Annotated in this window: 18 protein-coding genes; 17 read left to right on the top strand and 1 reads right to left on the bottom strand. The window is 35.0% G+C overall.

Annotated elements, in window-relative coordinates:
- Nucleotides 1–175: 175 nt before the first annotated feature.
- Nucleotides 176–2026, bottom strand: coding sequence for a tetratricopeptide repeat protein (locus tag FJA49_RS07990; protein WP_140000464.1), 1851 nt, complete (start codon nt 2024–2026; stop codon nt 176–178).
- Nucleotides 2027–2328: 302 nt separating this feature from the next.
- Here FJA49_RS07990 and FJA49_RS07985 point away from each other — a divergent pair, with 302 nt between their 5' ends.
- The 17 genes from FJA49_RS07985 (at nt 2329) to FJA49_RS07905 (ending at nt 20077) form a co-directional block, all read left to right on the top strand.
- Nucleotides 2329–3720, top strand: a complete 1392-nt coding sequence (locus FJA49_RS07985) for a UDP-glucose 6-dehydrogenase (RefSeq protein WP_140000463.1) — start codon at nt 2329–2331, stop codon at nt 3718–3720.
- Nucleotides 3721–3730: 10 nt separating this feature from the next.
- Nucleotides 3731–4777: a dTDP-glucose 4,6-dehydratase gene (rfbB, locus tag FJA49_RS07980; protein WP_140000462.1), complete on the top strand. Its 1047-nt coding sequence runs from the start codon at nt 3731–3733 to the stop codon at nt 4775–4777.
- Nucleotides 4778–4836: 59 nt separating this feature from the next.
- Nucleotides 4837–5376, top strand: coding sequence for a dTDP-4-dehydrorhamnose 3,5-epimerase (gene rfbC, locus FJA49_RS07975; protein ID WP_140000461.1), 540 nt, complete (start codon nt 4837–4839; stop codon nt 5374–5376).
- Between the two features lie 9 nt (nt 5377–5385).
- A complete protein-coding gene (gene rfbD / locus FJA49_RS07970; RefSeq protein ID WP_140000460.1) occupies nt 5386–6249 on the top strand; it encodes a dTDP-4-dehydrorhamnose reductase in 864 nt (287 codons plus the stop codon).
- A complete protein-coding gene (gene rfbA, locus FJA49_RS07965) occupies nt 6246–7124 on the top strand; it encodes a glucose-1-phosphate thymidylyltransferase RfbA (RefSeq protein ID WP_140000459.1) in 879 nt (292 codons plus the stop codon). The genes rfbD and rfbA overlap by 4 nt, the downstream gene beginning before the upstream one ends.
- 41 nt (nt 7125–7165) lie before the next feature.
- Nucleotides 7166–8134: an SDR family oxidoreductase gene (locus tag FJA49_RS07960; protein ID WP_140000458.1), complete on the top strand. Its 969-nt coding sequence runs from the start codon at nt 7166–7168 to the stop codon at nt 8132–8134.
- 49 nt (nt 8135–8183) lie between these two features.
- On the top strand, nt 8184–9464 hold the full coding sequence (locus tag FJA49_RS07955) for a nucleotide sugar dehydrogenase (RefSeq protein WP_140000457.1): 1281 nt from the start codon (nt 8184–8186) through the stop codon (nt 9462–9464).
- Between the two features lie 39 nt (nt 9465–9503).
- The gene (locus tag FJA49_RS07950) at nt 9504–10541 is read left to right on the top strand and encodes a polysaccharide biosynthesis protein (RefSeq protein ID WP_140000456.1); all 1038 of its coding nucleotides are present in this window, start codon (nt 9504–9506) and stop codon (nt 10539–10541) included.
- Nucleotide 10542: 1 nt separating this feature from the next.
- Nucleotides 10543–10974 carry a dTDP-4-dehydrorhamnose 3,5-epimerase family protein gene (locus FJA49_RS07945; protein ID WP_140000455.1) on the top strand — a complete coding sequence of 144 codons (432 nt, stop codon included), beginning with the start codon at nt 10543–10545 and terminating at the stop codon, nt 10972–10974.
- A 16-nt stretch (nt 10975–10990) separates the two neighbouring features.
- Nucleotides 10991–12109: a polysaccharide biosynthesis C-terminal domain-containing protein gene (locus tag FJA49_RS07940; RefSeq protein WP_140000454.1), complete on the top strand. Its 1119-nt coding sequence runs from the start codon at nt 10991–10993 to the stop codon at nt 12107–12109.
- Nucleotides 12106–12756 carry an acyltransferase gene (locus tag FJA49_RS07935; RefSeq protein ID WP_140000453.1) on the top strand — a complete coding sequence of 217 codons (651 nt, stop codon included), beginning with the start codon at nt 12106–12108 and terminating at the stop codon, nt 12754–12756. Before FJA49_RS07940 ends, FJA49_RS07935 begins: the two co-directional genes overlap by 4 nt.
- Entirely contained in the window at nt 12756–13895 is a 1140-nt protein-coding gene (gene wecB, locus FJA49_RS07930) for a non-hydrolyzing UDP-N-acetylglucosamine 2-epimerase (RefSeq protein WP_140000452.1), read from the top strand. The genes FJA49_RS07935 and wecB overlap by 1 nt, the downstream gene beginning before the upstream one ends.
- Before the next feature lie 19 nt (nt 13896–13914).
- Nucleotides 13915–15120 carry a glycosyltransferase gene (locus tag FJA49_RS07925; protein WP_140000451.1) on the top strand — a complete coding sequence of 402 codons (1206 nt, stop codon included), beginning with the start codon at nt 13915–13917 and terminating at the stop codon, nt 15118–15120.
- Nucleotides 15110–16222 (top strand): EpsG family protein, encoded by a 1113-nt coding sequence (locus FJA49_RS07920; protein WP_140000450.1) that lies wholly within the window; start codon nt 15110–15112, stop codon nt 16220–16222. Before FJA49_RS07925 ends, FJA49_RS07920 begins: the two co-directional genes overlap by 11 nt.
- A gap of 3 nt (nt 16223–16225) precedes the next feature.
- Entirely contained in the window at nt 16226–17362 is a 1137-nt protein-coding gene (locus FJA49_RS07915; protein ID WP_140000449.1) for a glycosyltransferase family protein, read from the top strand.
- Entirely contained in the window at nt 17359–18369 is a 1011-nt protein-coding gene (locus FJA49_RS07910; RefSeq protein WP_199758370.1) for a hypothetical protein, read from the top strand. The genes FJA49_RS07915 and FJA49_RS07910 overlap by 4 nt, the downstream gene beginning before the upstream one ends.
- 181 nt (nt 18370–18550) lie before the next feature.
- On the top strand, nt 18551–20077 hold the full coding sequence (locus tag FJA49_RS07905) for a lipopolysaccharide biosynthesis protein (protein ID WP_140000448.1): 1527 nt from the start codon (nt 18551–18553) through the stop codon (nt 20075–20077).

Genomic DNA, 20077 nt, shown 5'->3' with positions numbered 1-20077 from the left:
AAAGCTGAAATCAGCTTTTTAAAACTCATTTTCCTTCAATTTTATGCACTTCATCGGATAAATAGGTCAGTTGGTCGTTTATTTTCTTTTTAGGAATAAAAAGAGGAAGAATTGATGGTGTGGAATGGGCAAAAAAAGACCCGCTTCAAGCGGGTCTTTTTTTTAAGATATCGAACTAGATTTCTGAAATTATTTTTTGAAATTCATTGTCGTCCTGGATGTGTATTTTTTTCTTGATACGATACTTTTTCGTAATCACGCTTTCATGCGAAATCTGAAGTAGGGTTGCGATTTCCTTATTGGAAAGATTTAGCTTTAACAACGAACAGAAATTGATATCGTTTTTGGTCAGTACTGGAAACCGTTCCTGCAGCTTGTCGTTGAAGTCCGGATGTATCTGTCCGAACTTAATCGAAAACTCTTTCCAATAATCTTTTTGCTTGATGATTTGCTGTAAGGAGGACTTCACAGAATTTGATTTCGGATCATTGTTGGAAGATTCATTTTCGATAATTGAAGAAATCTGGTCCTGTAAATTGGCCAGCTGCAAAGTCATTGAAGTTAGTTCCTGCTCTCTTAACTGTATGATTTGTTGTTGGTCTTCAGTAATTCTTTTCTTGTAAGCGTTTCTTTCCAAGAGAGTCATCTTTTCAACTTCAGCTTCTTTTAGTTTGGCTTTTTCTAGTTTATGTTTAAGCCAATAAGCTCTTGAGATAGCAAAACCTAAAATGCAAATGACTATTATTCCTGAACCAATAAGCATATAGTTGCGTCTTTGGGCACTTACTTTTTGACTTAGAAGCTCATTTTTTTGTTTTAGGGATGTGTTCTTTTTGTGCTGTATTTCGGTTTGGAATTTTGCTTGAAGTTCTTCAGTAGTAGTTTCTTTATAGACTTTAGCTAAAGAATCTTTAATGATTATAGCTTTTTCAAGGGCTTCGATTCCTTTATCCTTGATATTGGTGTTCTTAAAAGTAATGGCAGAAACCTCATAAAAAAACATCTGATCTTCGGCATTGAAGGTTTTTCGGTTTGGAGAATTTTCAACGAGTTTGATAATACCCAATGCTTTTTCAAAATCTCCAATCTGATTCAAAAGTTGGATATACTCTGCTCCAATAAGCATGAACCGGAAAGAATTCGTGTTTTTGATTCCATCGAATGCTTTTTTATAGTAAGCACTTGAGAGATCGTGTCTTTTTTCATGGAGTGCTATTTTTCCCAATTTGCTATAGGCAAGGCTTATGAATTCTGCATTATGAAAGTCTTCAAGGCCTTTTGCTGCTTCCATAAGCACTTTTTTTGCCTTGGAATTGTTTTTGACATATGTCAGGCAGTCGCCATAATTGATAAGAGTCAGATAGTAATTCTTCAAATCCTTGACTTCCTTCATGGCAGGCAGGCATTCTTCATATAAATCAATAGCAAATTTGAAGTTTTCTAATTTGAAATAGATATTCGCAAGCTTCTGCTTTTGTACGACCAGGTTTCTTCGGTCCGTTTTATCTGTTGATTTGCTTAAGATTTCAATGCCTTTCAATAAGTATTTGGTAGCACTTTTATTATCAATCATATAAGCATAGTTGGAAGCCATTTCGCCATATACTATGGCTTTTCCTTTTTCATAATCTATAGACTCATATAACTTCAAGGCATCATCCTGATAATCTAATGAAGTTTTATAATCGCCAGAGTTTCTATAAGCAATAGAAAGATTGACAAGACTTCCGGCCTTGCTTTTAGGATATTTAGCCGATTTCAGTACGGCTTTGTTAAAAAATATCTTAGCCGAATCGTGCTTGGAGGTCAGGCTGTAATAAATGCCGTAATTATTGTAGTTTTTAGAAATAACCGTGTCATGAAGCAGATGGTTGTTTTTAAGCATTATCTCAAGATAAATTCGAGCGCTATCCGGCTTAGAAAAAATATACTGAGTAATACGTTCCTGAGTTTTAACAGGATCAAAAGGTTTGTTTTGTGCAAAAATTCCCATGGGGATGAGAAGAAAAATTACCTTTTTTAGCATAGTAGTGGTAGTAATAAAATATGTTCGTGTGTAAATTAAAATAGGGGTGGTAAAATTAGAATTAATTCTAATACCATTAAAAGACACCTAATAAATTGTTTATAAATTTGAATTAAATCGTAAAAGCATAATAAAAAGAGTTTTATGTAGCTATTGTTTTTTGCAATGAGAATTTTACTTTTATAATTTAGAAAATGGATGTCACTATAATGAGTTATAATGTTAAAAGCCTTACTTTTGCCAAAATCTGTATCGTAGTGAATAATTTTACGATTCAGTAGTAAATTAGTTCAAAAATAAAAATGAAGATAACAAAGATTTGCTGTATCGGTGCAGGATATGTCGGAGGTCCGACTATGGCTGTCATCGCACAAAAATGTCCAGATATAAAAGTAACTGTTGTCGATCTGAATGAGGCAAGAATTGCAGCATGGAACGACCCTGATACTAACAATATTCCAATATATGAACCCGGATTATCTGATGTTGTTGCCGAAGCAAGAGGAAGAAACCTGTTTTTTTCTACCGAAGTTGAAAAGGCAATTGATGAAGCAGAAATGATTTTCATCTCGGTTAATACACCTACAAAAACATATGGTTCCGGAAAAGGAATGGCGGCTGATTTGAAATATATTGAATTATGCGCCAGACAGATTGCCCGAGTCTCCAAATCCAATAAAATTGTTGTTGAAAAATCAACACTTCCGGTACGAACAGCCGAAGCAATTAAAAATATTTTAGACAATACTGGAAACGGTGTACGTTTCCAGATTCTATCCAATCCAGAATTTTTAGCTGAAGGAACTGCCGTGCAGGACTTGCTGAATCCGGACAGAATATTAATTGGTGGTGATACTACAGAAGAAGGACAGCATGCTATAAATGCTCTTGTAGATGTTTATGCCAATTGGGTAGACAGAGCACGTATATTGACCACAAACCTTTGGTCTTCAGAATTGTCGAAGCTCACCGCTAATGCATTTTTGGCTCAACGAGTTTCTTCAATAAATGCACTTTCAGAACTTTGTGAAAAAACTGGAGCAGATGTAAATGAAGTAGCCAAGGCTATAGGAATGGACAGTCGTATCGGACCAAAATTCCTAAAAGCATCAGTTGGTTTTGGAGGATCCTGTTTCCAAAAAGATATATTAAATCTGGTTTATATTGCCAAAGCCTACGGCCTTAATGAAGTGGCGGATTATTGGGGGCAGGTAATTATCATGAACGACCATCAAAAAAGAAGGTTCGCACACAAGATAGTTACGACACTTTATAATACAGTTTCAGGGAAAAAAATAGCATTTCTAGGTTGGGCTTTCAAAAAAGATACCAATGATACGCGGGAGTCTGCAGCTATTTATGTAGCTGATGACTTGATTAACGAACAGGCAGAGTTGCATGTTTTTGATCCTAAAGTAGGAGAAAATCAGATTCTTTCAGATCTGAATTATTTGGATTCTCGAACTCCGGAAGAAAACAGAAAACAAATGACCGTTGCTGAAAATCCATATGAAGCCTGCAAAGGAGCGCATGCAATTGCGGTTTTGACAGAATGGGATGAGTTTAGAAACTATGACTGGAAAAAAATCTATGACAATATGATGAAACCAGCTTTTGTATTTGACGGAAGAAATATTCTGGATGCCAAAAAACTGACAGAAATTGGATTTGTATATAAAGGGATCGGATCATAAAATTTAAAAGATGAAACAAATATTAATCACAGGCGGTGCAGGCTTTATAGGGTCACATGTTGTCAGGAGATTTGTAAAAAAATATCCGAACTATCATATTTTTAATTTAGATGCATTGACCTATGCGGGAAATCTTGAAAATATAGCCGACATAGAGAAAGAACCTAATTATACTTTTATAAAAGGCGATATTGTTGATGCTGATTTTATAAACGATTTGTTTGCAAAACACCAGTTTGAAGGCGTATTGCACCTGGCGGCAGAATCTCATGTAGATCGTTCCATAACAGACCCGTTAGCATTCGTAAAGACAAATGTCATCGGAACCATGAACTTGTTGAATGCTTTTAAAGAGAAATGGAAAGGAAATTTTGAAGGAAAGCGTTTTTATCATATCAGTACCGATGAGGTTTATGGAAGTTTAGGAGCTGAAGGACTTTTTACTGAAACTACACCTTACGATCCGAATTCGCCTTATTCGGCATCAAAAGCAAGTTCTGATCATTTTGTCCGTGCTTATGGTGAAACCTATGGGTTGCCTTATGTCTTGACAAACTGTTCAAATAATTATGGACCAAATCATTTTCCGGAAAAACTAATTCCGCTTTTCATAAATAATATCATCAATAATAAGGCCTTGCCGGTTTATGGCGATGGAAATTATACCCGTGATTGGCTTTTTGTAGAAGATCATGCTGTGGCTATTGATTTGGTTTTCCATAAAGGAAATAATCATGAAACCTACAATATTGGCGGTTTCAACGAATGGAAGAATATTGATTTAGTACGATTGCTTTGCAAGATTATGGACAGCAAGCTAGGAAGAGAAGAAGGAACATCTGAAAAACTGATTACCTATGTAAAAGACCGTCCTGGCCATGATTTGCGATATGCTATTGATGCTTCAAAAATTAATAAAGAACTGGGTTGGAAACCTTCTGTTACTTTTGAACAAGGACTGGAAAGAACAATCGACTGGTATTTATCTAATGAAGATTGGCTCAAAAACGTAACCAGCGGAGAGTATAGCAAATATTACGAAAAGCAATACAGCTAATCGGTTGATCTGCAAATAAAATTCACATTCCAAAACCAACCTGACAAAATAAAATTGAAATGAAAATTGAAAATGCGCCGATAGAAGATTTGCTCGTCATTACTCCAAGAGTGTTTGAAGATGAAAGAGGATACTTTTTTGAATCTTACAATGAAACATTGTTTAGAGAAAACGGCATTAATATAAAATTTATACAAGACAACCAGTCATTTTCAAAATATGGCGTTATACGCGGACTTCATCTGCAAGTTCCCCCTTTTGCTCAGACAAAGTTAGTTCGCGTACTGCAAGGTGAAATCCTTGATGTTGCTGTAGATATCCGTAAGGATTCTAAAACCTATGGCCAGCATTTTAGCATTGTACTATCTGCAGAAAATAAAAAACAATTGTTGATCCCACAGGGATTTGCACATGGTTTTTCAGTTTTGAGTCCAACAGCTATGGTTTCATATAAAGTAGACCAGCTGTATGATAAGAATAGCGAAAGGGGGATCCGTTTTGACGACCCATCGCTAAATATCGACTGGAAAATCAATCGTGAAGAAAGTATCGTTTCTGCGAAAGATCAAATTCTGGGAGAACTAAAAGATTTAGTGTAGTCATAATCTATGAAAAAAATACTTATAACTGGTGCCAACGGACAATTAGGAAGTGAAATAAGAGTTCTGTCTCCGCTTTTCCCTGATTTTGATTTTGTTTTTGCTGACCGATCTGAATTTTCACTTGAAAGCGAGTCAGAAACACTATCGTTTTTAGAAGAAACTAAAGCCGATTATCTGGTTAATTGCGCAGCCTATACTGCTGTTGATAAAGCAGAAACAGAAATCGAATTGGCTGATTTGGTCAATCATAAAGCAGTAGCAATACTGGCAAAATGGAGTTTTGAAAACAACTGTAAGTTCCTTCATATATCTACCGATTATGTTTTTGATGGCACTTCTGAAATTCCTCTAAAAGAAAACGACCGGACCAATCCCCAAAATGAATATGGCAGGACTAAACTGTTGGGTGAGATTGCTTGCCAGGAAAACAATCCCGACAGCATTATTATCAGGACTGCGTGGGTATATTCTGAATTCGGTGCTAATTTTGTTAAGACAATGTTGCGTTTGATGAATGAAAGAGAGTCGATAAGTGTTGTAAATGACCAAATTGGAAGTCCAACCTATGCAAAAGATTTGGCAGAAGCCATCTTTAAAATCATTGAAACAGAAGGCTGGTATCCTGGAATCTATAATTTTTCAAATGAGGGAAAAATAAGCTGGTTTGAATTTGCTTTGGCTATAAAAGAAATTTCCGGAAGTAATTGTGATGTGAAAGGAATTCCTTCAGAAGCATATCCTACTCCTGCCAAAAGGCCGGCATATTCATTATTAGATAAGACAAAAATTAAAGAAGTTTATAAAATCAAGATTTCAGATTATAAATCCAGTCTGGAAAAATGTTTAAACAACCTAAGCAAAAACATATGAAAGGTATAATATTAGCCGGAGGTTCGGGAACAAGGTTATACCCGCTAACCCGATCGATATCGAAGCAATTAATGGCTATTTATGACAAGCCAATGATTTATTATCCGTTATCGGTTTTGATGCTTGCAGGAATCGATGAGGTTTTGGTAATATCTACACCACATGACCTACCTAATTTCAGGAATCTTTTAGGAAACGGAGATGATTTCGGAATCAAAATACAATATGCAGAACAGCCAAGTCCTGACGGATTAGCACAAGCTTTTATAATTGGAGAAGAATTTATCGGCTCTGATGATGTATGTCTTATTTTAGGAGACAATATCTTTTACGGACACGGACTCACAGACCTGCTTAAAACAGCGGTGAACAACGTGGTAGTTGATAGAAAAGCAACGGTTTTTGGATACTATGTACAGGATCCGGAACGTTATGGCGTTGCCGAATTTGACAAAACAGGAAGCGTAATTTCGATTGAAGAAAAACCGAAAGAACCAAAAAGCAATTATGTCGTTGTAGGACTTTATTTTTATCCAAATTCGGTTGTTGAAATAGCAAAAAGTATAAAACCAAGCTATAGAGGAGAGCTGGAAATTACTACAGTTAACCAGGAATACCTGCATTCGAAAAATTTAAAAGTAGAATTGATGGGGCGTGGTTATGCGTGGCTGGATACAGGAACTCACGAATCGTTATTAGAAGCTTCAAACTTTATTCAGACTATTGAAAAAAGACAAGGACTTAAGGTTGCCTGTTTAGAAGAAATCGCTTTTGAGATGGGATATATTTCAAAAGAAAAACTGATTGAATTGGCAACCCCACTGCAAAAAAACGAATACGGACAGTATTTGTTACGATTGGCGAATAGAAAATAAGTACTTTAGTGTTGCATATAACCTAAGCGAGGTAGAAAGAAATGTCGAAAATACTTATTACAGGAGGGGCAGGATTTATTGGATCCAATTTGTGCGAACATTTCCTAGAAAAAGGACACCAGATTGTTTGTCTGGACAATTTTGCCACAGGTCATAGGTATAATATTGCGCCGTTTTTCAGCAATCCTAATTTTACATTGATAGAAGGCGATATTCGAAACCTTGATACCTGCAAAGAAGCAGTGCAAGGAGTCGATTACGTTTTACATCAAGCCGCTTTAGGGTCGGTTCCCCGTTCTATAAACGATCCGATAACAAGCAATGAAGTCAATGTTTCAGGCTTTTTGAACATGCTTGTCGCTTCTCGTGATGCTAATGTAAAACGTTTTATATATGCTGCCAGTTCATCTACCTATGGTGATTCGGAAGCCTTGCCAAAAGTAGAAGATAAAATAGGAAAGCCGTTATCTCCATATGCCATCACTAAATATGTCAACGAGCTGTATGCAGATGTTTTTAGCAGGACTTACGGATTAGAAACAATAGGCTTACGATATTTTAATGTTTTTGGTAGACGGCAGGATCCAAATGGAGCCTATGCAGCCGTTATACCGTTGTTCGTAAAGCAATTTATGAATTATGAAAGCCCGGTAATAAATGGGTCAGGAGATTTTTCCCGAGATTTTACGTATATTGACAATGTGATTCAGATGAATGAAAAGGCAATCCTAACGGAAAATCCGGAAGCAATAAACACCGTTTACAATACGGCTGTTGGTGACCGAACGACACTGAATGAATTGGTAAACTATTTGAAGCAATTTTTGACCGTATTAGATTCAAAGATTGATGCTGTAGAAATAAAACACGGACCTAACAGAAAAGGGGATATACCGCATTCATTGGCAAGTATTGATAAAGCCAAGAAATTATTAGGGTATGAACCAACACATAGGATAAAAGAAGGTTTAGAAGAAGCTGTAGGCTGGTATTGGGAAAATTTGAAATGATACCTGCAGGTTTTTAAATAATGATGACAGAATAACTAAATAAACTTCAATGAGTTTAAAAAAAATAGCTGTAATAGGCCTGGGTTATGTGGGATTGCCTTTAGCAAGGCTGTTTTCTACAAAATATCCGGTAGTAGGATTTGATATTAACCAAAATAGGATAAAGGAACTGCGTTCAGGTATAGATACTACTCTTGAAGTTTCTGATGTTGAACTGCAAGAAGTCCTGACTGTTAATCTTGATGGGCAGGAGAATGGATTGTTTTGTTCATCTAACTTAGAGGATATAGCCAACTGCAATTATTATATAGTCACTGTTCCTACACCTGTTGATAAAAATAACCGCCCTGATCTGACTCCGCTTTATAAAGCAAGTGAGACAGTGGGAAAAGTACTGAAAAAAGGAGATATTGTTATTTATGAATCTACGGTTTATCCGGGAGTTACTGAAGAAGAATGCGTACCTGTTTTAGAAAAAATATCAGGCTTAAAATTTAATATAGATTTTTATGCAGGCTATTCCCCTGAAAGGATCAATCCCGGCGATAAGGAACATACTGTAGAAAAAATCCTAAAAGTAACGGCAGGATCAACGCCTGAAATTGGACAAAAAGTAAATGAATTATACAAATCGGTAATTACGGCCGGAACACATTTGGCACCTACAATTAAAGTAGCAGAAGCAGCAAAAGTAATAGAGAATTCACAAAGAGATATTAATATTGCTTTTGTAAACGAATTGGCAAAAATTTTTAATCTGTTAGGTATTGATACGCATGATGTGCTTAAAGCAGCAGGTACAAAATGGAATTTCTTGGCATTTAAGCCAGGATTGGTTGGGGGTCACTGCATAGGTGTCGACCCATATTATCTGGCACAAAAAGCACAGGAAGCAGGCTATCATCCGGAAATTATCCTGGCTGGAAGAAGGCTCAATGACAGTATGGGAGAATATGTAGCTTCGCAGATCGTAAAGCTGATGATCAAAAAAGGAATCACAGTCAACGGTGCAGAATTACTAATGTTGGGAATTACTTTTAAAGAAAATTGTCCGGATGTGCGCAATACAAAGATTATTGATGTCATTAAGGCTTTAGAAGAATACTCTATGAAAATTACGATCTACGACCCATGGGCAAATCCGGAAGAAGTCAGATACGAATATGACCTGGTCACTACAAAATCATTACCAAATAAGCGATTTGATTCAGTAGTTTTAGGAGTAGCACATAAAGAATTTTTAAATCTGGATATGGCGTCCTTAAGCAAAGAAAATGGATTGGTATATGACGTAAAAGGAGTTTTGGATAACGCAGACGGAAGGTTATAAATAAAAAAAATACGAGAAGAAGCAAAAGTCAAAATAGATATGTTGAAAAATAAAACGCTTTTAATAACGGGAGGAACAGGTTCATTTGGAAATGCAGTATTACATCGTTTTCTGCATACTGACCATTTTAAAGAAATTAGGATTTTTTCCAGAGATGAGAAAAAACAAGATGATATGAGAAATCAGCTTAAAAACGATAAGCTGAAATTCTATATCGGAGATGTCCGTGATTATAGCAGTATTGAAAAAGCCATGCATGGTGTGGATTATGTTTTTCATGCTGCCGCTTTAAAACAGGTTCCATCTTGCGAATTTTTCCCGATTGAAGCTACCAAAACTAATGTTTTTGGAACGCAAAATACAATTGATGCTGCTGTGGCAAACGGAGTAAAAAAGATAATTTGTTTGAGTACTGATAAGGCTGCTTATCCTATAAACGCTATGGGAATTTCAAAAGCATTGATGGAAAAAGTAGCAATTGCAGCATCCAGAAACATACACGAAAACAAAACAGTTGTCTGTTTGACAAGATATGGAAACGTGATGGCGTCGCGAGGATCAGTAATTCCTTTGTTCTTGAGTCAGATCAAAGCAGGAAATCAAATTACGATAACAGACCCAAAAATGACACGATTTTTAATGTCGCTTGATGAGGCTGTAGAATTAGTTCTTTTTGCGTTTGAACATGGAAATCAAGGCGATCTTTTTGTAAATAAAGCTCCGGCAGGAACCATTAATGACTTGGCTTTAGCTTTAAAAGACTTGTGCCAGTCAGATAATGAAATCAAAGTCATAGGAACCCGCCATGGTGAGAAATTATACGAAACATTGTGTACTCGTGAAGAAATGGCAAAAGCGGAAGATATGGGAGAGTTTTATAGAATTCCGGCAGACAATAGAGATTTGAATTATGCTCAATACTTTTCTGAAGGCGAAAAAGACATTTCAATTATCGAAGATTACCATTCTCACAACACGGAACAACTTGGTGTGGAAGGCATGAAAAAATTATTAGTCAAATTGCCTTTGGTAAGAAAAGAAGTTTTTGGAGAAGATGTAGCCCAATTGCCAAGTTAAGATGAAGGAAGAGCCTCAAATAATTCAAGGTAATATCCACGAGGATGAAAGAGGAAAATTGTTTTATGCCAATGAATTTGACCTTTCAGATGTTAAGCGTTATTACATCATAGAACATCCGGATACTAAGATAATCAGGGCATGGCAGGCACATCAAAAAGAACAGAAATGGTTTCAGGTCATTTCAGGAAGCTTTTTAGTAGCAGTTGTCCAGCCGGATAATTGGGGAAAACCTTCTGAGAAACTAGAAGTCAGAAAATTTGTTTTGAATGCTAATGAAAATCAGATTTTGCATATTCCGGGTAATTTTGCAAATGGATTTAAAGCCTTGGAAAAAAACTCAAGAATGATTGTTTTCTCTGATTTTTCATTAGAAGAATCGTCAAAAGATAACTTTAGATTTGACGGCAAACTGTGGTTTGACTGGAATTAAAAACATATAAATAAAGATGCTAAGAATAGGAGTTACTGGCCAGGCCGGATTTGTAGGGAAACATTTGTATAATACAATCGGACTTTTTCAAGAGGAATTTGAAAGAATTGAATTTGAAAAAGATTTCTTTGAAGACGAAGCAAAACTATCCGATTTTGTTTCGCAATGCGATGTAATTGTACATTTGGCTGCTATGAACAGGCATAATGATCCTCAGGTAATTTATGATACCAATTTAGGATTGGTTCAAAAGCTAATCAATGCTTTAAACAAAACAAACAGTAAAGCCCATGTCATTTTTTCTTCTTCAACTCAAGAAGAAAGAGACAATCTGTATGGGAAATCCAAAAAGGAAGGCAGGGAATTAATGGCTCAATGGGCTAAAACTTCCGGAGGAAAATTCACAGGCATGATTATTCCTAATGTTTTTGGTCCTTTTGGTCACCCCAACTACAATTCTGTAGTTGCTACTTTTTCCCATAAAATAGCTCGAAATGAAACACCAACTATTGAAGTTGATGGAGATTTGAAGCTAATTTATGTAGGAGAGTTAGTCGATGAAATTTTAAAAGTTATTAAAAAAGGCGAAAGTAATGAATCGCTTATAGTACCTCATACAGCAGAATCCAAAGTTTCAAATTTGCTGGCTTTGCTGGAAAGGTATAAGTCAGAATATCAAGACAAGGGAATTATCCCTCAATTAGAAAACAAATTTGAAACCAACCTTTTCAATACGTTTCGTTGTTATATTGATATTCCAAATTATTTCCCGGTTAAATTCACACAACATACAGACCCTAGAGGTGCTTTTGTAGAAGTAATACGTTTGAATGTTGGCGGCCAGGTTTCGTTTTCTACGACCGTTCCCGGCATAACAAGAGGAAATCATTTCCATACCCGAAAAATTGAACGTTTTGCTGTAATTAAAGGTAAGGCGCTAATCCAACTGAGACAAATTGGTACAGATGAAGTACTCGATTTTTATTTAGATGGTAATGAACCGGCTTATGTAGACATGCCTATCTGGTATACGCATAACATCAAGAACGTAGGCGATGAGGAATTATATACGATTTTTTGGATAAATGAATTTTATGATCCAAATGATCCTGATACTTATTTTGAAAATGTATGAGACAAAGTAGATTAATATCGAATGTAAAGAGATTAATAATTCCTGTTTATAATGTTTTCAGAAAAAAAATAAACGGAGTTAATAATAGCTTTACTAAAAAATCTTTTCCGAGAAACTTAAAAGTTGAAATAAGAGGAAATAATAATCAAATAAAATTTGAGTCAAATAGTTTTTTAGGAGACATTACCATTTTTATTTATGGAAATGATAATAAGATTACGATAGCAGATAATTGTGTCATTAAATCTGGAGTTTTTTGGATAGAAGATAATAACTGTGAGATATTTATAGATAGCAAAACAACAATAGAATCTGTTGATTTTGGAGTTTCAGAAAATAACAGCAAAGTTTATATAGGAAAAGATTGTATGCTTTCTTCGGGAGTTAAATTTAAAACAGGAGATTCCCATAGCATAATTGATGCTGAGAAAAATATAAGAATAAACCCGGCGGGGAATATTTATATAGGAAACCATGTCTGGATAGGACAAGATGTTATTGTGCTAAAAAACACAACAATTGGGGATAATTGCGTAATAGGAATTCGTTCATTAGTAAGCAAAACTTTTGATGAAAATTTATTGATTGCAGGAACACCAGCAAAAATACTAAAGGAAAAAATTAACTGGACCAGAGAAAGATTATAATGAAATCAAGACTAAAAGTAATGACAGTGGTTGGGACAAGGCCGGAGATTATCCGTCTTTCTTGTGTTATGGCCGCTTTAGATAAATCAGAAGCAATTGAGCATATTATTGTTCATACTGGACAAAATTATGATTATGAATTAAATCAGATTTTCTTTGATGATTTGGGTATTCGCAAACCTGATTTTTTCTTAAATGCAGCCGGTGCAACAGCTACCGAAACCGTTGGACAGATTTTAATTAAAATAGATCCGTTATTAGAAAGCGAAAATCCTGATGCTTTTTTGGTATTAGGAGACACGAATAGCTGTCTTTGCGCTATTCCGGCTAAGAAAAGACAAATTCCTATCTTTCATATGGAAGCAGGAAACCGCTGCTTTGACCAGAGAGTTCCTGAAGAAACTAACAGAAAAATAGTAGATCATATTTCAGATATCAATCTGACCTATAGTGACATTGCAAGAGAATATCTTTTAAGAGAAGGATTGCCTGCAGACAGGATTATAAAAACGGGATCTCCAATGTTTGAGGTCTTAAACCATTACCTTCCATCAATCAAATCTTCTGATGTTTTGGAAAGATTAGGATTGCAGGAAGGAAAGTTTTTTGTTGTGTCTTCACACCGTGAAGAAAACATCAACAGCGAAAAGAACTTTAATGGCTTAATGGAGAGTTTGAATCTCATTGCAGAAAAATATAATTATCCGATTATCGTAAGTACACACCCACGTACACGAAATATGATCGAGAAAAAAAACATACAGATGCATCCTAATGTTCAGTTTTTAAAACCATTAGGATTCAATGATTATAATGCTTTGCAAATGAAATCGTTTGCAGTGCTTTCTGATAGCGGAACCATTTCAGAGGAATCTTCTGTTTTGAATTTCAGGGCATTAAATATCCGTGAAGCTCACGAAAGGCCAGAAGCAATGGAAGAAGCATCAGTAATGATGGTAGGGCTAAGTCCGGAAAGAATAATGCAGGGATTAGTGCAGCTTCAGTATCAAAAAACAGGTGATGAACGCAATTTCAGACCTGTTGCAGACTATTCAATGCCAAATGTGTCTGAGAAAATGGTTCGCATTATACTGAGCTATACCGATTATGTGAATCGTACTGTTTGGAAAAAAAACTAAGAAAGGCGTGAGGGTCCTGATGATTAATACCGTTTCCGGTTACGGAAGTACAGGCTCTATCTGTGAAGATATTGCAAGTGTCTTGGAGCATCAAGGACACGAATGCTTTATTGCTTATGGACAACTGACGACAGATTATGCCAGAAGTTATAAAGTTGGTACAGTTATCGAAAATCATCTGCATAATGTGGGTTCAAGATTGTTGGGAAAGCAAGGCTATTTTACAAAAAAAGGCACCCACAAGCTGGTTTCCTATATTAAGGAAATAAAGCCAGATGTTATCCATCTTCACAATCTTCATGGAAATTACCTGAATCTTCAGATTTTGTTTGAATATTTGATTGAATCTGGAACTCCATTGGCGTGGACGCTTCATGATTGTTGGGCTTTTACCGGAAAATGCGCCCATTATACAGATGTTCAATGTTATAAATGGCAGACTCATTGTTATGAATGTCCGCAAGTAAAAAAATACCCGCCAAGCTTGTTTTTTGACCGATCGAGCGAAATGTATGATGACAAAAAGAAATGGTTTACGAACGTATCACAAATGACTGTTATTCCGGTTTCAAACTGGCTGGCAGGCGAGGTACAAAAATCTTTTCTGAATAAGTATACTATCAACCCGATATACAACTGGATAGACCATGCTACTTTTAAAGATTTTGGAGAGCAGAATTTTTCAACCACGTATGATGTAGATTCCGGGAAGTTTACAATTTTATTGGTTAGCGCCAGTTGGCATTCCAATGATCCGAAATTTCAGGATGCCTTAAAATTGTCAAAAATTATCTCTGATGATATGCAAATCGTGATGATTGGAAATATAGACGATAAGAAGTTGCTGCCACATAACATAAAGCATATTCCTTATGTGCATGGAAAAGAAGAGTTGGCTAAAGCTTATTCTTTTTCAGATGTATATGTTCATCTTTCAACCGAAGATACGTTCGGGAAAGTAATAGCAGAAGCTTTAAGTTGTGGAACTCCGGCAATAGTTTATGATTCAACCGCCTGTCCGGAAGTACTGGGAGAAAATTGCGGCTATGTTGTAGAAAAAAGAAATGTTGAGCAATTATCTGGAGCTATTGATAAGGTTAAAGAAAAGGGCAGGAACTATTTTTCTGATAGCTGTAGAAAAAGGGTAATTGAAAATTTTGATTATTATACCAATATAAATCAGACGATTGGTGTATATAAAGATATTTTAGGCTATGATAGTTAATTTGATCGTTATAGCGCTTATTCTATTAGTAGGATTTCATTATTCCAGAAAAAGGAATAAGGATAGCGACTTTAATAGAAAAAGATATATAAAAACAATATGTTTTATTTTAATACTTCAATCCGGACTACGAAATGTTGCTGTCGGTACAGATACCTATAACTATTTTTTGTCTTTTGAGGAAACAAAAACAATGTCATGGGACAGAGTTTGGCAAGTCGTTATAGATTATTATAAATATAATTTGGGGAAAGACCCGGGGTTTACGGTTTTAGAAAAAGTAGTGTCCTCAGTTTTTGGCGAATATCAGCTTTTCCTTTTTGGAATTGCCATATTGTTTTTTTCAGCATTAGGTCGTTTTATTTATAAGAATACCCATCAACTCAGTGAAGCGATGGTTGCTTTTGTGATCTACTCAGTTTTATTTTATAGTTTTTTTTCAATTACAGGGCATCGGCAGACTATAGCAACAGCAGGAACACTTTTTGCTTTTGAGTTTTTAAAGAAAAGAAAACTATTCTATTTTCTCCTAATTATTTTGATTGCATCAACAATTCATAAAACCTGCCTTGTATTTATACCTCTTTATTTTATTTCATATCTGAGGAAACCCAACTATTATTTTTGGATAGTTATAGCATTATTTCCTGTCCTGTTGCTAATCAGTAACAGTATTGCCTTATATATCTTTAGCTTGACTAATTCATATGAAGAATACCAGCATATGGAAGAATTGAGACCAGTAACGTTTGTATGTTTGATGCTCTTAGTATCAATTATGGCTTTAATACGGTATAAAAGGATTATTAAACTTAATTCTGAATCGACATTTTACTATTTTGCTTTAATGATTGGAATAGTATTTCTCTCATTAGTTTTTGCCATACACGGATATATGAGAATAGTGCAATATTTCTCAATATTTATTATGCTGATCATCCCTTTAATTTTAAGGTCATTTGGCTCTTCGAGTAAGAAGATAGAACGATTAGCGTATTTCTATACTATAGCCATATTACTTTTCTTTTTCTTAAAATCAAATATGGATATGCAGTATAGGTTTTTTTGGCAAGAAATGCGACTCCAAGAAGTTTATCTATAATTTATGGAAAGGGAAATAAAGTATATCGGATTATATGATATTGCCGGAAATGGGTTAAGAGTTTCATCGCCAGCAGCAATTAGTAAGATGGATTATATTTGTAGTTCAATCTTAAATGCAGGATATAAGTTGCATTTGATATCTCCTTCGTGGTTTTATGATGAGGTAAAAAATAAACCGCTTCTTAGAAAAACTGTTTTAAAAGTAAATAGCAAAAAGCAAATAACTTTTTCGCCAAGTATTGCGTTTTCAGGGAGAATTACAAAATTTATCAAAATATTTTTTTCTTTATCATGGCTGTTTTTCTTTCTTCTCAAAAATGCAAAAAAGAATGAAAAGATAATTGTATACCATTCTCCTTGGCTATGTCTTCCTGTTTTATTGGCAAAAAAAATAAAAGGATTCTATCTGGTTTTGGAAGTGGAAGAAATTTATTCGGATGTTTCGTCTTTGCATTCTTTCTTTGATAAACTTGAGATAAAAATATTTAATGCTGCAGATTCATTTCTGTTTTCCACAGATCTTCTCGTTGATAAAATAGCAAAAGGCAGACCTGGTTATGTAATATATGGAAGCTATACTGTAAATGAGATATTTGCTGAGCCAGTACAGGATGGTAAAATCCATATACTTTATGCCGGGATTATTGACCAGATTAAAGCAGGAGCATTTAATGCGATTGAAAGTGCGTTATTCTTAAATGAAAATTACGTCCTTCATATTATTGGCTTTGGAGAAGTAGATATTTTGAAAAAAAGAATTGAAGAAGTAAGTCCGGTTTCTGCTTGTAAGATTATTTTTGATGGGGCTTATTATGGAGATGATTATATCCGGTATGCACAACAATGCCATATAGGGCTAAGTACCCAAAAAATGGAAGGTAAATATTTAGAAACCTCATTTCCTAGTAAAATATTATCCTATATGGGCCTTGGTCTCAGGGTAGTGTCTGGCAAGGTTGACTGTGTTGAAAAATCGAAAATAGGAAATCAGATTTATTTTTATGAAAATGATTTTCCTGAAGAGATAGCAGGGGCAATACAAAAAATAGACGTTAATTTGCCTTATAATAGCAGAGAAACAATCAAATTATTAGATGAACAATTTATAAATGAGTTAAGAACAAATATACTGAAATGATGCAGAATGATAAAAAACCATATTTAATTGATATACCCGTTTTGATCCTTTTCTTTGCACGTCCAAGACCATTGGAAAAGGTTTTTGAACAAATAAAAATTGCAAGGCCTTCGAAGTTATATTTATATCAGGATGGACCAAGAGCAAACAGGGAAGATGATATTGAAAATATAAGACTCTGTCGTGAAATAGTGGCAGATATAGATTGGGATTGTGAGGTAAAGCATATGTATCAGGAAGAAAATTTTGGATGTGACCCATCAGAATTTATCTCTCAAAAATGGCTTTTTACGAACGAAGAACACGGAATTGTCCTTGAAGATGATGATGTGCCTTCTCAAAGCTTTTTTAGATATTGTCTTGAACTTTTGGAATTTTATAAAAATGACGAGCGTATCAATATGATTTGCGGAATGAATCAGATGGAGGTTTATGAAGACACGCCCTATAGTTATACATTCTCAAAATCTGGCTCAATTACAGGCTGGGCTTCATGGCGAAGAGTTTTTGATAAATGGGAGGAACATTATGACTTTTTAAAAGACGAATATGCCCTGAAAAGTGCAAAAGGCGTTTTGGGAAATAAAGCCTATAAACATTTTGTCCAAAATGCCACAAACCACAAGAATAGCGGTAAGGCACATTATGAGTCTATTTTTGGTTCTGCAGCAATTTTGAACAGCAGATTAAATATTGTTCCTAAATATAACCTGATTTCTAATATTGGAATTGATTCTAATGCCACACATGGAGCTACTTCTATGCACATACTTCCCAAAGGAATTAAAAAAATATTCTACATGAAACCTCATGAAATTGAATTTCCTTTAAAACACCCCAAGTATGTCATTGAAGACGTGAACTATAAAAAAAGAATAGATAGGATTATGGCGCATGGACATCCATTTGTAAAAATGTACCGTTTTGTTGAATCTATAACTTACAGAGCTTTGGATGGAGATTTTAAAAGTATTTTAAACGGAGCAAAAAGAAGGTTTAAAAAATAGGGATTGCAATCTAACGAATACTGAGCTTAGTTCAATTTTTACTTCAGAATTCTTGACATAATTTATAAATCCAGTAATATATATGCTGGTTTGTGAACTATTAAAAATTATAGGAAAATATACAATCTAACAAGTTGGGATTAAATAGAGTGTACAGCACATTAACAGGAAGTATATAGTAATGAATAGTTCTCAACAGATTAAATTAGGAGCCATCATCTCCTACATAGCAATAGTATTTAATATTATTGTAGGTTTCCTATACACACCCTGGATGATTAAGCAAATAGGCAAATCAGATTATGGTTTGTATATTTTAGTTACTGCATTTCTGTCTTATTTTGTGATGGATTTTGGTTTGGGACAAACAATTGCACGCTTTTTATCCAAATACAAGGCAAATAATGAGCCTGAAAAAATAAACCAGATGCTGGGGCTTACCTCAAAATTTTATCTGCTGATTAATGGCTTGATCCTGATTACGCTAATCGTTGTTTATTTTTTTATAGAGAACATATTCATAGAGCTAAGTCCAGTTGAAATTGAAAAATTTAAAATAGTCTATTTGATTGCTGGCGGTTTTAGTTTGATTTCTTTTCCGTTTATGCCGTTGGACGGAGTTCTGATTGCCTATGAACGCTTTGTTCTTTTGAAATTATGCGATATCATCAGTAAGGTAGGAATCGTAATCTTAATGATTATAGCATTACTATTAGGCTATAAGCTATATGCCTTGGTCGCCATAAATGCAGCTATTGGTATACTTATTATAGGTATAAAATTTTTCTATCTCTCAAAGAAAACACCCATTAAGATTGACTTCGGGTTTAAAAGCAAAAAACTCTTAGGAGAGTTGGTCAAGTTTTCTTTCTGGGTATCAATTATCGGAATTGCACAAAGACTTTTAATCAATATTGCCCCGTTTATTTTGGGTATAGTTTCCGGGACAGAGCAAATAGCCATTTTCTCAATCGGAATCATTATTGAAGGCTATACATGGACATTGGCACATGCCTTGAATGGTTTGTTCTTGCCTAAAGTATCACAGCTTGATACACAAAAGAATAATCTTCATGAGATCACCAATCTGATGATTCGGGTTGGCAGGATTCAATTGATAGTGATGGGACTATTAATGATCGGACTTGTGGTTCTTGGACAAGAATTTGTAGTTCTATGGATGGGAAGTGGTTTTAGTGAGTCGTATTATGTCATCCTCCTATTAATCTTGCCAGGATTTATAACGCTAACTCAGGAAATTGCCTATACCTATTTGTTTGTTATAAACGAATTGCGATATAGAGCCGTGATATTTGTAGGTGCCTCTATTCTCAGCGTTATAATCTCTTTTATTTTAGCACCTCATTATGGAGCTATGGGATGCGCTATAGGAATCTTTTCTGGTACCATGCTTTGCCATGTCATAGGTATGAATTTCATTTACTGGAAAAAAATAAAATTAGAGATACCACGATTTTTTAAAGAATGCTATTACAGTCTGATTGGAGCTTTTGTATTGACGCTTTCTGTCGGATTTTTATTGAATTATTTTCTGCCCGCAGAAACTTTGATTCGTTTTTCCTGTAAAGTTGTTCTGTTATCTCTTTTTTATATAATTTCGGTATGGTTTACGGGACTGCGTGCTGACGAAAAAGAACTTTTTAAATCGGTACTTTTAAAGCTGGCAGCAAAATTTAAAAACAAATAA

This window comes from Flavobacterium microcysteis, assembly GCF_006385255.1.
Taxonomy (GTDB): domain Bacteria; phylum Bacteroidota; class Bacteroidia; order Flavobacteriales; family Flavobacteriaceae; genus Flavobacterium; species Flavobacterium microcysteis.
The sequence above is the reverse complement of the archived record's forward strand: the minus strand, read 5'-3'. Positions and strand labels throughout refer to the sequence as shown.

Excerpts from the sequence above, each read along its gene's own strand:
- FJA49_RS07935 (WP_140000453.1), top strand. The coding sequence starts at position 12,106 with ATGAGACAAAGTAGATTAATATCGAATGTAAAGAGATTAATAATTCCT.
- FJA49_RS07950 (WP_140000456.1), top strand. The coding sequence starts at position 9,504 with ATGTTGAAAAATAAAACGCTTTTAATAACGGGAGGAACAGGTTCATTT.
- FJA49_RS07985 (WP_140000463.1), top strand. The coding sequence starts at position 2,329 with ATGAAGATAACAAAGATTTGCTGTATCGGTGCAGGATATGTCGGAGGT.
- FJA49_RS07910 (WP_199758370.1), top strand. The coding sequence starts at position 17,359 with ATGATGCAGAATGATAAAAAACCATATTTAATTGATATACCCGTTTTG.
- FJA49_RS07915 (WP_140000449.1), top strand. The coding sequence starts at position 16,226 with ATGGAAAGGGAAATAAAGTATATCGGATTATATGATATTGCCGGAAAT.
- FJA49_RS07905 (WP_140000448.1), top strand. The coding sequence starts at position 18,551 with ATGAATAGTTCTCAACAGATTAAATTAGGAGCCATCATCTCCTACATA.
- FJA49_RS07990 (WP_140000464.1), bottom strand. The coding sequence starts at position 2,026 with ATGCTAAAAAAGGTAATTTTTCTTCTCATCCCCATGGGAATTTTTGCA.
- rfbB (WP_140000462.1), top strand. The coding sequence starts at position 3,731 with ATGAAACAAATATTAATCACAGGCGGTGCAGGCTTTATAGGGTCACAT.
- FJA49_RS07920 (WP_140000450.1), top strand. The coding sequence starts at position 15,110 with ATGATAGTTAATTTGATCGTTATAGCGCTTATTCTATTAGTAGGATTT.
- rfbC (WP_140000461.1), top strand. The coding sequence starts at position 4,837 with ATGAAAATTGAAAATGCGCCGATAGAAGATTTGCTCGTCATTACTCCA.
- FJA49_RS07940 (WP_140000454.1), top strand. The coding sequence starts at position 10,991 with ATGCTAAGAATAGGAGTTACTGGCCAGGCCGGATTTGTAGGGAAACAT.
- FJA49_RS07945 (WP_140000455.1), top strand. The coding sequence starts at position 10,543 with ATGAAGGAAGAGCCTCAAATAATTCAAGGTAATATCCACGAGGATGAA.
- FJA49_RS07960 (WP_140000458.1), top strand. The coding sequence starts at position 7,166 with ATGTCGAAAATACTTATTACAGGAGGGGCAGGATTTATTGGATCCAAT.
- wecB (WP_140000452.1), top strand. The coding sequence starts at position 12,756 with ATGAAATCAAGACTAAAAGTAATGACAGTGGTTGGGACAAGGCCGGAG.
- FJA49_RS07955 (WP_140000457.1), top strand. The coding sequence starts at position 8,184 with ATGAGTTTAAAAAAAATAGCTGTAATAGGCCTGGGTTATGTGGGATTG.
- rfbD (WP_140000460.1), top strand. The coding sequence starts at position 5,386 with ATGAAAAAAATACTTATAACTGGTGCCAACGGACAATTAGGAAGTGAA.
- rfbA (WP_140000459.1), top strand. The coding sequence starts at position 6,246 with ATGAAAGGTATAATATTAGCCGGAGGTTCGGGAACAAGGTTATACCCG.
- FJA49_RS07925 (WP_140000451.1), top strand. The coding sequence starts at position 13,915 with ATGATTAATACCGTTTCCGGTTACGGAAGTACAGGCTCTATCTGTGAA.